Here is a 15,351-nt window from a genome sequence, read left to right on the forward strand (position 1 = left end):
CAATCAAAACTACAAGTCTATTGTTCTAACAAAATGTATATCTCCTAAGGAAAGAAGTTCTTCCATAATATTATTTCCAATGTGTCTATCAACGGTAAGCATCATGATAGCATCTCCACCCATATCAGAACGATCAACTTGCATGGTGGCAATGTTAATTTCGTGTTTGGCCAGCAAACTTCCCATGCGCCCGATAACTCCGGGTTGATCGGTATGGTGCATGACAATAATGTGGCCTGCTGGAGTGATATCCACTCGGTAATAATCGACTCTTACAATACGTGGACCAAGCCCACTTAGCAAGGTCCCAGCTACCGTTCTGACCCCGCTCTTTGTTTTTAAACTTACGGTAATAAGATTAGAGAATCCCTTTTTCTTATTAGTCTTGTTTTCATGTATTTGTATACCTTTCTTTTCAGCAAGAAAAAGAGCATTCACTTCATTGACATGTGTACCAAGATGTCTTTTTAACATCCCTTTTATTATTTTTCTGCTTAATGGAGATAGTTCTTGATTAGTTAACTCACCCGCATAAGAGATGGTGATTTCTTCCACTACATCATCGGTTAAATAAATGAGGAATTCTCCAAGCTTTTCTGCGAGGAGATAATACGGTTCTATCTTTTGAAGTAATTCACTATCCAGTGACGGCATATTAACTGGATTTCTAACCGTTCCCCCGTTGAAAAATCGTAGTATATCCTGACTTACATCAATCGCTACATTTTCTTGTGCTTCGATGGTGCTTGCCCCTAGATGTGGAGTAGCAATGACTTCAGGTAAATCTAAGAGCGGGTGATTGGAAAAGGGTTCTTCCTCAAAAACATCTAGTGCAGCTCCTGCAACTTTTCCAGAGACAATTGCTTCGTACAAGGCATCTTCATCAACAATGCCACCCCGAGCACAGTTGATAATTTGTACACCTTTTTTCACTTTCTCGAACGCTTCTCGATTAAGAAGATGTTTTGTTTCTTTTAGTAAGGGGGTATGGACTGTAATGAAGTCTGCAACCTTTAATACATCATCAACTGTTCCATATTCAATTCCCATTTTCTCTGCTTTTTCCTTTGTTAAGAATGGATCATATGCAATGACATTCATGCGCTGACCTCTTGCACGATAAGCAACTTCACGACCGATTCGACCAAGACCAATGACACCAAGTACTTTACCCTTTAATTCAACTCCAATATAATGTTTTCGCTCCCATTTTTTCTGTTTCAAAGCAAGGTATGCTTGTGGGATTTTTCTAGATAATGCCATGAGCATGGCCACTGTATGCTCGGCAGCAGAATTTGTATTCCCGTTCGGGGCATTGACAACGATAATTCCTTTTTCGGTCGCAGCATCAACATCGATATTATCCACACCGACCCCAGCACGACCAATTATTTTTAATTTGGTAGCTCTTTCAATCAAATTACGAGTAACTTGGGTTTGACTTCTTACAATTAACGCATCGAACTTATGGATATTCTTTAACAACTCCTCAGTGGTCCATTCGGTCTGGAACATAATATTCACATTAGAAGCAGCTCGAAGCGGTTGAATGCCATCCTCATTCAATGGATCAGAGATTAGTATATGGTATGTCATATGCTTTCCCCCTGTAGGTATGCTTGCTGGGCAGCCATCACGCCAAATCCTGTCTCCTGTATAGTTCCGATTTTAAACAGACCAATCTCTATACAACTGATTATTTGTAAGATATCTGCTGGAGTACAGTAACCCATATGACCAATTCGGAAAATCTTCCCTTTTAATTTGTTTTGCCCACCAGCGAGTACAATCCCAAAATCTTGTTTTAGGACTTTCCTTAATGCATCTGGTTCATCTCCATCCGGTATTATTGCAGTTACGGTTGGAGATGCAAACATATCTGTTGTTAGTAACGGGATACCAAGAGACTTAAATGCAGCCCGAGTCATTTGTTTCATCATTTGATGTCTTCTATAAACTTGAGATAGTCCTTCTAATTCTAATAAGGAAAGGGATTGTTCTAACCCGTAAAGTAATGAGAGTGCTGGTGTAAAAGGTGTCGAGAATTCAAGGGAAGTATGGTGATATTTTCTTAAGTCTAAGTAGAACCGTGGTTGTTGGTTAGTTTCGATTATGTTCCAAGCTTTTTTGCTAGCTGCAATGAAACATAGTCCAGGAGGTAGCATAAGAGCTTTTTGAGAACCTGTAACACAGATATCGATTCCCCATTCATCCAGCTTTGTTTCTACTGCTCCAACACAAGATACACCATCAATGATGACTAATGCTTCTGAAGATTGTTTAATGGTTGCTGCTAGCTCTTCAATTGGGTTAATTACTCCTGTTGAAGTTTCACAATAGGTTGCAAATACTGCTTTAATAGAAGGGTTGGCTGCAAGGACAGATGCTACTTCTTCTGGAATAAGTGCCTTTCCCCATTCGTAGTGAAGAGTATGAACATGAAGATGGTAAGCTTTGCAAATTTCAGTAAATCGTTCACCGAAAGAACCCGTAACAATAACTAGTACTTCATCTCCTGCAGCAACAGTATTAACTACAGCTGCTTCCAGTCCTGAAGTTCCACTACCAGCAATGATGACAACATCTTCATCGGTACCGAAAACTTTTTTTAGTCGTGGTTGAACTCTTTTAAGTAGGTCCTTTGTGTCCTGTTCTCGATGGCCGGTCATCGGTTTCATCATGGCTTGTTGAACACTTGGTGGAATAGGTGTTGGGCCAGGAATCCGTAGCAATTGATAGTCTTGTAACAAGATACTCACTCCTTTTATATCTGGACATTAGCCTTTGTTTAGGGCTTATAAAGCTTACTTGTAGCAACTGCCACGTCCAGCTACAAAAAAACATCAGGCTTAAACCTAATGCTTTTGTCGTCTGAAACGTCGTCGCTTTGGTGAAGCAGACTCTTCTTCGGGGGTATCATGTAATTGTTTCTTTGGTTGCTTTTTAAATGCTAAACGATTAAAGAGGAAGTATAGACCTTCTTCTATTATGATTAATATAACAATGATTGCTGCAATCCAATACCACATAGGGAGATTCCTCCTGAATATAGATATGTAGAAAAAATATTATTATCTTCCATTTTACCAAAGTTCTGGGAATTATTTTATAGTTTTTTTATTTATTCTTATTATTCTACCTAAAGAGTATAAAATTTAGTGGGGAAGGGCAGTGGACAAAAAGGGGAAATTACCTTTTTAGAAGTACAAATTGAATATTGTATAGAAAGTAGTTGCAGAAAATGGTTGGGGGGATAGTCCCCCCAACTACTTAACCCCATATTTCTTTTGTAATATCTACAATGAATTTTAACTTTTCCCATTGTTGTTCTTCTGTTAGCTTGTTCCCGTGATGGGTAGAAGAGAATCCACATTGTGGGCTCAAAGCTAACTGTTCTAAAGGTACATACTGAGTTGCTTCTTGTATGCGTTCTTTAATCAATTCTTTGTTTTCTAATTCCCCGAATTTTGATGTTATTAATCCCAATACGACTTTAGCACCCCCATTAGGGATGTATTCTAAAGGTTTAAAGTCCCCAGAACGATGATCATCATATTCTAAGAAAAAGCCATTTACCTTTTCTTTAGCAAATAGGGTGGGCGCAATTTGTGCGTAGCTTCCTTCAAATGCCCATCTAGATTCATAGTTTCCACGACATAGGTGAGTAGTTACATATAAATCCTCAGGTTTTTCCTCTAATACACCATTCATGACACGAAGAGCTAAATCAATTAATTCTTGGCGTGAAAGATCTGGCTCATAAGCTACTAGACTGTCAGCATTTAACCCCGCAATATAGACATCATCTAGTTGTAAGTAGCGGACACCTGCATCATAAAATGCTTTCAATGCATCACGGTATGTTTGAACTATATCGTTCGCATATTCCTCTACAGAAGGATAAACTGCAGTATTACGTATTCCCCTATGGAATAATTGGTTGGGGCTTGGAATGGTTTGTTTTGCAACAGCACGCCCATCTACGATTTCATTGAAAATCTTAAAGTCTTCCAAAAACGGATGATCCGGATTAAATGATATTTTACCGATATTGCGGACGTCATAGGGTTCAGTTTCTATACCTTGAAATGGAATACCGCGCTCAGGTACATAACCTTCTAGCCCGTTTAAGTTTTCAAGAAAATCAATATGCCACCATGAACGACGGAACTCCCCGTCAGTAACAAGTTCTAATCCAACCTCAATTTGCTTTTCGACGATACGTTTTAATTCCTGTGTTTCAACAGCACGTAAGTCATTTTTTGTGATGTTTCCGTTCTTATAGTCTTCTCTAGCTTTTAATAGATTCTCTGGACGTAATAGACTTCCTACATGGTCTGCTCTAAATGGTGCTGTAATCGTTTTTTGGCTCATTCTATATTCCTTCTTTCTTTAAGTTATGGTAGTAATGCAAAAGAGCGTACTGGGAATCCGGATGCTTTTTCAGCCTTTGGAACAATGTTAAAGATTACCGCTCCTTTTGCGGGAACTTTGTCTAAATTGGTTAGTAACTCCACTTGGTATGTATCTTGTTCTAACACATAGTATTCTCCTAATAGGGCTCCATTTCGCTGATAGTCAATAGCGGAATCAGTATCAAACGTTTCATGTCCGACTGCCTTGATTTTCCTCTCTTCAAAGAGAAATTTTAATGCTTCTAATCCCCAACCAGGAGCATGCGAGTTTCCATCCTTATCCTTATTATTGAATAATTCATGGTCTGGCCATCGTTTACTCCAGTCCGTTCTAAGAGCAACGAAGCTACCTGCTTCTATACGGCCGTATTCTTCTTCGAATGTAAGAATATCAGCTACGGATAGGGTAAAGTCATGATTACGCGATACTGCTTCTGATTTGTCAATTACAATTAGTGGTAACACTAACTCTTTCAACTCTAAGTCATCGAGATATCGCTGGTTTCGGACAAAGTGTATTGGAGCATCAAGATGTGTCCCGTATTGCCCAGGGAATGTAAAGCTTTGGGCAAAAAAACCATCGTCATGTGTGAATAGTGTTTTGAATTCTGCTGCTTCAAATGCAGCGAAATGCGGAGAATCTGGACCGAAAGAATGGGTTAAATCAACCCATTCTTTTTCCTTTAATAATTGAATCGCCTTCAATAACTCGTTTGAAGATAGTAAGCTTTCTTTTGTCATTTGGAATCACCTCATCATTAATTTGAACAACTAAAAAACCTCTTCCTAAAAATAAGAAGAGGTTCCGCTCAATAATTAATGATACGTTCTCTTCTTATCTTCAAGCATTACACTTCTGGAATTGGCACAGTACTCATATAAGTCCGCTGCCGAGGTTTCAAAGGGCCAGTCCCTCCACCTCTCTGGATAAGAAATCGGTAATTTAATTGTTAGCATTACTTTACCCCCACTCTGAAATAATGTCAAGAGTGAATTTTTTGCAAATTAAAAATTATGATGAATATGTATAGATATATTGTTATGATGGATGTAGCAAAAATTGATGAAGGGTGGGGGTATTATGACACAACTTAGTCCGGAAGAAAAAAGAGAGATTGTTCGGGAAGAGCTCCATCGACTTGTAAAAGCACGATACATATCGTTGAACATAGCTGCTAAGATAGTTAATGCACATACGAAGTATTATCAAAATCTTCCAAAAGTGAATCAAATTAAACAGGAAATAGAAAAACCACGTCAACCAGAGACTGAGACTCGGGTTAATGTTGTTAAACAGGAAAAAAGGGAAAAAGAAACAACCATAACACCGACTACACAACCTACTATTCAAACAACTAAAAAGCCACAAAAGACGTTAACTGCACAACAAGTAAGAGAAAGAAATATTACTTGGGCACTCAATCTTGGGGTTATTCTAGTTCTTTTAGGGGGATTAGTACTTGCTACAAGTACGTGGGATATATTAGGAAACTGGATGAAGACAGGATTAATAACAGCAGTTTCTGTTCTGTTTTTTGCATTAGCGTGGTTAACCAATCGAGTACTACATATTAAGAAAACGGCTTTTGCGTTTTTAGTATTAGGTGGGTTATTCCTACCAATTGTTGTCGTTTCCGCTGGATACTTTGAACTGTTTGGCCATTATTTATCATTCTCTGGTGATGGGAAGTATCTATTCGGGGCGATTGGAACATTGATTGTATTGCCAATTTATATGTTTTTAGCTATAAAGTTCGCATCACGACTATTCGTATGGTTCTCATACATTTCATTTAGTGTATTTGTTGGACTGCTAATTGCTTCATTATACCTCCCAATTGATGGATTTTATTTGGGGATTATGTTGTATAATGCTGCACTGATTCTCGGATACCGAGGACTGAAAAACAATCATAAGGTGAAAGGATTCATAAATGAATTTATCCCATTTATACAAGCTAACATCATTCTTTCTACGTTATTAATGCTTGTTTTTTATGATAATGAATTAATGTATAGCTTTAATTTAATTTTAACAGCAGTTATTTACTTTTCGATGATTTATGTAACCAACCATAAATCCTATCATTTTGTATTTACTGCTATGCTCATCTACGGGGCATACCAACTGGTTGAAAACTCCATCTTAGAAGGTGTGGGAGAGATTGCCTATGCATTACTTGGAGTGATCTTCTTGGTTATTCCAAAACTTATAAAAGACACTGGTTCTCTAAAGAAGGTTTTCCAGATTACCAGTGCAATTGTCTCATCGCTTGCCTTTTTATTTATAAGCTTTGAAGGTATGTTATTACAAATGGGGGAAGGGTCGTTAGTTTTAGTAATTGCATATGTGATTATTGCATTGAACTTCGCGTATCTTGCTTCAACCGTTAATAACCAACTTTTCACATACTTAAGTCCGATCTTTTTCATTAGTGCGATTTATCAGCTTGCTTTACTTGGAGAAGAATGGATGGGATATGATTCCATCATTCTACCATTCTTTATACTAGTTTCTGTGCTTTATCTGGTTGGAGGTTGCCTGATAAAAGTGAAACGATGGGAACCATTACGGAAAAGCACTAGAGATATAAGTGGGCTAATATTACTATTTAGTTTGTTATTTGGAGTAGTGGATGTAACGAAAATTGAGCTAAGTGCTATGTTAGGATTGTTTGCTGCTTTAGCTATCGTGATGGAGCGTTTTGAAACTCGCGCAATCTTTGTACGAATTGCACCATGGTTACATGGGGTTTCTGTTGGGTTAGCTGTTATGGCATTATATGACCATTTCATCCCTTATAACGAATTGGTGTATATGTATAATCCGATACGAGCAGAGGAAATCATTTTCGGTAGTTTGGCAGTATTACTGCTAAGTTATGGTTGGAGTGCAGTGAAGAAACAACAATTCTCAGATAGTAGCTTCTATCTGGCTCAACTATACTATGGATTTGGTATTCTATTGAGTCTGGGGTTTGAAACAGATTCTGTTACAAGAGCATTGATAACCCTAGGTGGAATTGGTATGGCAATTCTTTTATACAGAAAAACAAGTTGGCTAGCAATTCCTTATGTAACGAGTGGGATGACGTTAACGTTCTACCTCAGTTTATTAGTTCTTATTCACGATAGATTTACTTCAGTACCTGTTGTTTTTCAATGGTTTGAATTTATTCTTGGAACATTATTATTACTTGGAATTGGGCTTGTGATTGGAGATAAAGACGAACTAATAACGAAAGCATATTATTGTATTGGTCAAATCTTTATGCCGTTAGCGCTATTATTAAGTCTACTTAGTAATGGAGAAGATGCAATATGGGCATTTCTCACTGCTACGGGTATCTATGGAGTTACGATAAGGTTAATGAAGTCGGAGTGGAAGACGAACACATTCTTTTATGCTGGTTTAACGACATTATGGGCATTCTTACTCCTTGTCTTTATAAAACTAGATTGGTATGATTCCATAGCCTACACATTCTTTATCATTAGTATGATTCTATTTGTAGGTTGGCAGGCTAGTAACGATATATGGAAGAAACGTATTATCTACTATTTCCTTCCTTTTTCAAGTATTGGTATGTTGAGTTTTATTTTAAACTATCCATATGATCTGTTATTGTTTGTTATGACCATCTTGTATGGAGTCCTTGTCTTGTTTGTGTTACACCGAATGAAATGGGATATTCTATCTATTATTCCATTATTGCTATTATACGCTGCAGTCACAAACGTGAATGTGACGGAATACCGGTCAGATTTTGAGCCGATACAGCATGCGATTTTTGGTGTGATCTTAATGATATTAGGATTGGTATTCTACAAGTCTCTATATCAGTTAAAGAAAACCCCTTATAAATTAGATTGGTATACCATTTTGGCATTGCTTGTTTATTTAAATCTATATCAATATAGTTTTGATGGTTTAATCCAAAAGGTTCTACCAGGAATTTTAATCGTCATACTTCTTTTCCTTAATCGGAATAGAGTCGCAGATTTATCATCCAAATGGCTGATATTTATTGCATTTGTTTACCTGTTACAGCCATATTATGCAATGTTAGGACATTTCGAACTGCCAGCGTTGTTTGAACGTGAATTTTATGTATTACCATGGATTGCTGTTGTAATTGGTCTACGTAGCTATGTGATGAAGAAGAACACTGCGGTTACGGGATATCTTCAGTGGGCAGTACTCGTAATAGTTGCGTTGCTACTTGTTCAGGATGGTCTTGCAAGTAATACCATTTATGACGCACTAATTGTAGGGGTACTTTCACTTGCCTCACTTATTGCAGGCATGATGTACCAGATAAAGTCATTCTTCTTTGTTGGTACGGGAGTTCTATTATTTAATGTCTTTATGCAAACAAGACCATATTGGGGTGACTTACCATGGTGGGGATATCTATTAATAGCAGGTTCTATCTTAATCGCGGTTGCTAGCTACAATGAATGGCAAAAGCAAAAAAGTTCAGAAGGAAAAGAAACGTTAGTATCCAAATTCAAGAAAAATGTGATTGAAAGAATTAAGAAATGGGATTAATTATTCGGAAGCTTGGTTATCCAAGCTTCTTTTTGTTAGATTTGACTTGAAAAGCCTTTCATAGGTTAGAATGGGGGAAGTATAGATAGCAGATAAAAAGGAGCAGATGAATGACACAGCAAAGTATAATTTTCTTTGATATTGATGGTACATTACTTGATCATAATAAAGAGTTACCAGGCTCAACAGTAGAAGCGATAAAAGAGTTGAAGCGTGAAGGTCATATTGTTGCAATCGCAACTGGACGTGGGCCTTTTATGTATAAGGAAATTCGTGAGAAGCTAGGAATTAACACGTATGTAAGCTATAACGGACAATATGTAGTGGTTGAAGGGGAAGTAGTATACTCTAATCCTTTACAAAAAGCAGCATTGAAAAATCTAACGGAAGATGCTTTGGAGAATAATACTCCTGTTGTGTTCTTAGACCCAGACGTAATGAAGGCAAATGTCCCGGAACATTCTTATATTACGGAAAGTATAAAAACATTAAAGATGGGCTTTCCAACTTATGATCCATCTTATTATGAAAACAATGCTATCTACCAAACTCTATTATTTTGTGAAGAAAAAGATGAAAAGCAGTATATAGATGCATTTCCTGAATTTGATTTTGTTCGATGGCATCCACTATCTACAGATGTATTACCCAAAGATGGCTCTAAAGCTAAAGGGATTGAGAAAGCATTAGAAAAATTACAGATTCCAGCCGAGCGAGTGTATGCTTTTGGTGATGGATTAAATGATGTAGAAATGCTTTCTATGGTAAAGAATAGTGTGGCTATGGGAAATGGAGTGGACGAAGTTAAAGCATGTGCAAAATATGTAACCAAGCCTGTTGATGAAGATGGAATTTATCACGGATTGAAGATGGTTGGACTGCTTTAGAACTGTTTGTCGTTATTTTTATGGTTGATAGAAAAATGCGCTATAACTAAGTATTTCCGTAGCGGGTATGTTGCGCTAGCAATAACTATTAGTTACCGCACAGTTTCTATCAATTATACATCAATCATTTCCGAGAAATTAGTATTTTTAGTTACAGCCCGAAAGCTGTTCATGTTATCATGGTAATAAAGTTATTCATAAAGGAATGTATTGAAATGAACTTTGTATCTATCGACTTTGAAACGGCAAATGAAAAACGTAGTAGCCCATGTGCAGTTGGTATTGTCATTGCCAATGAAACAGAAATACTAGATGAATATTATAGCCTGATAAATCCCGAAACGTATTTTAACCCGTTCAATATCCGGGTTCACGGAATTCGTGAGGAGCATGTTTTAGATGCAATGACATTTTCAGAGATTTGGCCAACAATGGAAAACTATCTCTCTGGCAATTTAGTCGTTGCACATAATGCAAGTTTTGATATGAGTGTTATTCGCCAAACATTGGATAGAGATAAGCTTACATATCCAGAGTTGGATTATCTTTGTACTGCAAATATTGCAAAACAAGTCTGGCCAGATATAGAGAATCATAAGCTGAATACTCTAGCAGATTATCATGGTATCCAATTTAATCACCATAATGCGTTAGAAGATGCTCGTGTTGCAGCAAGGGTTATGCAAAAAGCCATGGAATTGTATGAATCAGATTCAATTGATATGTTCCTTGAACGTTGCAAGATATCTAAAGGTAGGATATATGAAAGAGGATATTATCCACCAAAGGTAAAACGGACGAAGAAGCATACAAAGTTGTATATATAATCTAAAGGAGAAGCGAAATCTAGATTCGCTTCTCCTTTTGTAGTTAATGGCTATTTCTTAAATTCTGTTATGAACGATTGATTTTATTGTTTTTGGAAGATAATCAATTTGAAATGCACTTTTGAGTAATGATTAGATATCCGGAATTAAATAGTGTATCCTTTTACTGTAGATATTTTTGGTAAAACAGGAGGATTTTTCATGAATAAGAAACGCTGGTTTGCGATACTTGCAGCTGCTGTTCTATTTTTTGTTTCACTAGGCTTTCAATTCGTAACTAGTATTGCCAGTACAAATTTTGAACAGTTGTTTGCTTTTCCCGAAAGTAAATTCCAGGAAGAAGTAATAGAAGAAGGTGCAAATGGTAAGATTGTTGTCTTACATCTGGATGGTGTCATTCAAGATACGGCACCAAGCACTTTACTTAATACGACATCCTATAATCATCGTCAGTTTTTAGAAATGTTAGATGAGGCCGGTAAGGATGCTAATGTAGATGGAATTATATTGCGCGTGAACACACCAGGTGGTGGTGTTGTTGAAAGTGCTGAAGTACATGATAAGATAGTAGAAATACAAGAACAATATGAAAAGCCAATCTATGTATCAATGGGGAACACCGCAGCATCAGGTGGTTATTATATTGCTGCCCCTGCAGACAAAATTGTGGCCCATTCTGCTACATTAACAGGCTCAATCGGAGTTATTATGCAAGGGTATAATCTTGCTGGGTTAACAGAAAAATTAGGTGTGGATGTTAATACAATTAAAAGTGGAAAACATAAAGACATTATGTCTACTTTCCGTGAAATGACAGATGAGGAAAGGGCATTACTTCAAGAGATGATTGATGACATGTATGGAGAGTTTGTTCAAGTCATTGTCGATGGAAGAGAAATGTCGGAAGCGAAAGTTCGTGAGCTTGGTGATGGGCGAGTATACACTGGAAACCAAGCAAAGGAAAATGGACTTGTTGATGAACTAGGGTCATTAGACGATACCATTGCATTAATGAAGAAAGACTACGAACTTGATAATGCAACCGTTGTGAAATATAACAAACCACTCGGGTTCGAACAACTATTAGGTATGTCTGTACAGAACTTTGTAGGTAAGGATCAAGAATTAATGAGTGTCTTAGAAATAGTTAAGGAATCTAATACACCAAGAGCAATGTATCTTTACTCTAATTAAGGGGGCCTTATAATGAGTGAACAAGTAATATATGCAAATGAGGCCCGTGCTTCAGAGCATCGATATGCTGGTTTTTGGATGAGGTTTTGGGCTTTTCTGATTGATTTAATTGTGATCAGTAGCTTGAATGGAATTTTGGTTTCTCCATTTAAGTTTGTCAACGATGGCATTGCCATAAGCGTTGGGTTCTGGACCGTTCCTGGAATTATCAGTGCGATTGTCTTTTATCTATACTTTATTCTAATGACTAAGTTTTTTGGTCAGACCATAGGTAAAATGATTCTTGGCATTAGAGTAATCCGTGAAAATGAAGAACCCCTTAGATGGAGCGATGTACTTTTCAGGGAGCTAGTGGGAAGATTCCTTTACCGAGCATTCTGGTTCTTAGCAGTTTTATATATCGTTGTCGGGTTTATGGATGAAAAACAAGGTATACATGATATGATTGCAGATACACGAGTTGTATTTGATCGATAAAATTGGAAGACACGGGCAAACCGTGTCTTCTTTATGTTTGTTTGGGTGAAGTTTTCCGAATGTGATTCAGAGCTAGAGTTAAGAATCACTACAATATGATGAATAGCAATTCTATTCAACATTTCAATTTAAACTCACATACAAATAGGCAAATAGGTCTCCCCTAATAATCATTTCCTTCCAATACCTAGTTCCAAAAGGCGAATAGGCGGTCCCTAATCTTCACTTCAATCCAATCTCTAGTTCCAAAAGGCGAATAGACCTATCCTAATCATCATTTCAATCCAATCTCCAGTTCCAAAAGGCGAAAAGGCCGTCTCTAATCATCATTTCAATCCAATCTCCAGTTCCAAAAGGCGAATAGGCGGTCTCTAATCATCATTTCAATCCAATCTCCAGTTCCAAAAGGCGAATAGGCGGTCTCTAATCATCATTTCAATCCAATCTCCAGTTCCAAAAGGCGAAAAGGCCGTCTCTAATCATCATTTCAATCCAAACCTCAGCTCAATAAGGCGAATAGCCCCCCTATTCATCATTTCAACCCAAACTCCAGTACGAAATGACGAATTCTCTGCCAATAATTATCACTACTTTAATAGTTCATATCAATAGCCATATTGGCCATGTTCATATCGTTTTCTAAAAGCTTCTCCAGATTATAGGCTGGGTACATTCCATTCTCATACATAAAGTTAAATACATCTGCATGGCATTGAATGGCTTTTTGTAAGTGGTTGGTTAACGTTTCTCGTACCATTGGTGTTGCGGTTTCTGTTATGGCGATTGCGTAATTTCGAACAGAAGTCTTCGCTAGTGCTAATAAATCACCAGCATAGAAACCAGTACCTAGCTCCAGTGGATTTGCTGCCTCAGCCCTTGGTGCCATTCCATAAAATTGGAGTAGTTCTTTTAAATTGTTTTCTAGGTCCCCGATAGTTCGTTGATATAATGTGCGTAGGTTCTCATCTTGTACGTCCACTATTGCTTTTTTTAGCTTCATTAATCCAATGGATTGAAAAGCAACCAATTCATGTATTTCCAATGTTTCATGATATGCCAAGTGCTGTGGCTGTCTGTTCATGGATTCTTCCATTTTGTTTCCCCCTAGTAAGTAGTCAGTTAACTATATGAAGCGCTGGTTCGTAAAGTAGCTTGTTAGGTCGAAATTAGGCGAATATCATGAAGTTTTGACAAGTATATTGCTTCCTTTAGTTTACTGAATTAATATAATAGATAGAATATTATGACTTATAAGACATCAAATTATTTGAAGGGGTTGTGATGGATGAACACAGATTCAAATGTAATTGATGGACTAGATAGGTTATTGGAACGTGCACGTAGAAATACATTAGGAGATATATTAGCAAGAACAAGTGATAGAATGCCGGATAAGTTTGCTCTTGCTTACCGGGATAAGCGTTTAAATTACGAAGAACTCGATGATTTAGTAAATCAGACTGCAATTGCATTTAGGCAAAGGGGCATGAAAAAGGGAGATATGATTACAGTCATGTCCAAAAATAGCTTAGACTTTGTTATTGTGAACTTTGCACTTGCTCGTATAGGGGCAGTTATGATTCCAATCAACTATATGCTCACGAAGGAAGATGTCGCATTTATTATAAAACATGCGGGTGCTTGTGGGTTAATTGCTTCTGAGGAATATGCTAAGGTCCTAGATCAGGCTTCTATAGGACAGGGGATTTCCTTCCGTTATTTAATGGATATAGAAGAGGGAGAGATGCCCGATGAAAGCTTAGATGATTGGACTATATTACGTGATGTTCGCTTAGAGCAGCCAACAGATTTTGTTGACTGTGACTTATCTGATGAAACTCTTGCTCATGTACTTTATACGAGTGGAACGGAATCGAAGCCAAAAGGTGTCATGCTGACACATAAAAGTATTGTAAGTGAGTATGTGAGTTGTATCGTAGATGGTCATATGGATGAAAAAGATGTATTGATTCATGCATTGCCCATGTATCATAGTGCACAGCTACACTGCTTTTTAGGTCCGAGTATATATTTAGGATCCAGTGGGATCATTCTAGATGGTGCTAGTCCTGAGGTCATTCTACGAACTATTGAAAAAGAAGGTGCAACACAACTTTTCTGTCCACCGACTGTCTGGATTGCCTTACTAAGACATCCAGAATTTGACACACGAGATTTATCTACTTTAGAAAAATGTTATTATGGTGCAGCCATCATGCCAAGAGAAATTTTGAAAGAGTTATCAGAACGGCTGCCTAACGCGAAGTTCTGGAATTTCTATGGGCAAACTGAAGTAGCACCGTTAGCTACGGCATTGCAACCCGAGGATCAATTACGTAAGCTTGGTTCAGCCGGAAAGCCAACGTTAAATATGCAAACAAAAATTGTAGATGAACAGGATCAAGAAGTTCCACGAGGAGAAGTTGGAGAGATTGTACACCGAACACCACATGCCATGAAAGGGTATTTATTTGATCCTGAAAAAACAGCTGAGGCTTTCCGGGGTGGATGGTTCCATAGTGGAGACCTTGGGGTGATGGATGAAGAGGGATTTATCACCATTATTGATCGGAAAAAGGACATGATTAACACAGGTGGTGTTAATGTATCCAGTCGAGAAGTGGAAGAAACCATTTATCAATTAGATGGAGTTTCAGAGGTTGCTGTAATTGGGATTCCTGACAAGTACTGGATTGAAGCAGTAACAGCCATTATAGTTCCAAAAGAAGGTGCTCATTTAACGGAAGAAGCAGTAGTGGATTACTGCCGTAGTGTGTTATCAAAGTTTAAAGTACCTAAATATGTTGCTTTTGCAGATTCTCTTCCAAAAAATCCAAGTGGTAAAGTGTTAAAACGAGAGTTACGTGATGAATATGAGGGATTAGGAGAGGAATAGTTTAAAAAGGAAGTGAGGTCAAAATAGTTTGGACTCTTACTTCCTTTTTAATTAGTGGTTTTAAATATCTTATAACGGGTATATAACTTGTACAGAAGAAAAC

Annotated in this window: 12 protein-coding genes and 1 riboswitch; of the genes, 6 read left to right on the forward strand and 6 right to left on the reverse strand. The window is 37.5% G+C overall.

The annotated features are described in order from the left end of the window. Positions 1–9: 9 nt before the first annotated feature. The 5 genes from serA to BN999_RS17570 form a co-directional block, all read right to left on the reverse strand. Positions 10–1,596 (reverse strand): phosphoglycerate dehydrogenase, encoded by a 1,587-nt coding sequence (serA, locus tag BN999_RS17555; protein ID WP_096273580.1) that lies wholly within the window; start codon positions 1,594–1,596, stop codon positions 10–12. Continuing rightward, positions 1,593–2,750, reverse strand: coding sequence for a pyridoxal-phosphate-dependent aminotransferase family protein (locus tag BN999_RS17560; RefSeq protein ID WP_096273582.1), 1,158 nt, complete (start codon positions 2,748–2,750; stop codon positions 1,593–1,595). The genes serA and BN999_RS17560 overlap by 4 nt, the downstream gene beginning before the upstream one ends. Before the next feature lie 105 nt (positions 2,751–2,855). Then, positions 2,856–3,029 carry a hypothetical protein gene (locus BN999_RS20790; RefSeq protein WP_176482025.1) on the reverse strand — a complete coding sequence of 58 codons (174 nt, stop codon included), beginning with the start codon at positions 3,027–3,029 and terminating at the stop codon, positions 2,856–2,858. 241 nt (positions 3,030–3,270) lie between these two features. Next, positions 3,271–4,374, reverse strand: coding sequence for a 5-methyltetrahydropteroyltriglutamate--homocysteine S-methyltransferase (locus BN999_RS17565; RefSeq protein WP_096273584.1), 1,104 nt, complete (start codon positions 4,372–4,374; stop codon positions 3,271–3,273). A 23-nt stretch (positions 4,375–4,397) separates the two neighbouring features. Further along, complete coding sequence (locus BN999_RS17570; RefSeq protein WP_096273586.1) at positions 4,398–5,156, reverse strand: cyclase family protein; 759 nt, start codon at positions 5,154–5,156, stop codon at positions 4,398–4,400. 91 nt (positions 5,157–5,247) lie between these two features. Next, a riboswitch (SAM riboswitch) is annotated at positions 5,248–5,349 on the reverse strand. Positions 5,350–5,496: 147 nt separating this feature from the next. On the opposite strand from BN999_RS17570, the gene BN999_RS17575 reads away from it, so the two are divergent. The 5 genes from BN999_RS17575 to BN999_RS17595 all read left to right on the forward strand — a co-directional run bounded on the left by BN999_RS17575 (position 5,497) and on the right by BN999_RS17595 (position 12,352). Further along, positions 5,497–8,967, forward strand: a complete 3,471-nt coding sequence (locus tag BN999_RS17575; RefSeq protein ID WP_096273588.1) for a hypothetical protein — start codon at positions 5,497–5,499, stop codon at positions 8,965–8,967. 110 nt (positions 8,968–9,077) lie between these two features. Beyond that, positions 9,078–9,854: a Cof-type HAD-IIB family hydrolase gene (locus tag BN999_RS17580; protein WP_096273590.1), complete on the forward strand. Its 777-nt coding sequence runs from the start codon at positions 9,078–9,080 to the stop codon at positions 9,852–9,854. Positions 9,855–10,069: 215 nt separating this feature from the next. After that, positions 10,070–10,681, forward strand: coding sequence for a 3'-5' exonuclease (locus tag BN999_RS17585; RefSeq protein ID WP_096273592.1), 612 nt, complete (start codon positions 10,070–10,072; stop codon positions 10,679–10,681). Positions 10,682–10,882: 201 nt separating this feature from the next. Further along, entirely contained in the window at positions 10,883–11,875 is a 993-nt protein-coding gene (gene sppA / locus BN999_RS17590) for a signal peptide peptidase SppA (protein WP_096273594.1), read from the forward strand. A gap of 12 nt (positions 11,876–11,887) precedes the next feature. Continuing rightward, entirely contained in the window at positions 11,888–12,352 is a 465-nt protein-coding gene (locus BN999_RS17595; RefSeq protein ID WP_096273596.1) for an RDD family protein, read from the forward strand. A gap of 592 nt (positions 12,353–12,944) precedes the next feature. Here BN999_RS17595 and BN999_RS17600 read toward each other — a convergent pair. Next, on the reverse strand, positions 12,945–13,445 hold the full coding sequence (locus tag BN999_RS17600; RefSeq protein WP_096273598.1) for a spore coat protein: 501 nt from the start codon (positions 13,443–13,445) through the stop codon (positions 12,945–12,947). Between the two features lie 192 nt (positions 13,446–13,637). Here BN999_RS17600 and BN999_RS17605 point away from each other — a divergent pair, with 192 nt between their 5' ends. Beyond that, a complete protein-coding gene (locus BN999_RS17605; protein WP_096273600.1) occupies positions 13,638–15,248 on the forward strand; it encodes an acyl-CoA synthetase in 1,611 nt (536 codons plus the stop codon). The last annotated feature ends 103 nt before the right edge of the window (positions 15,249–15,351 follow it).

This window comes from Paucisalibacillus globulus (genome assembly GCF_900184735.1).
GTDB classification, from domain to species: domain Bacteria; phylum Bacillota; class Bacilli; order Bacillales; family Amphibacillaceae; genus Ornithinibacillus; species Ornithinibacillus globulus_B.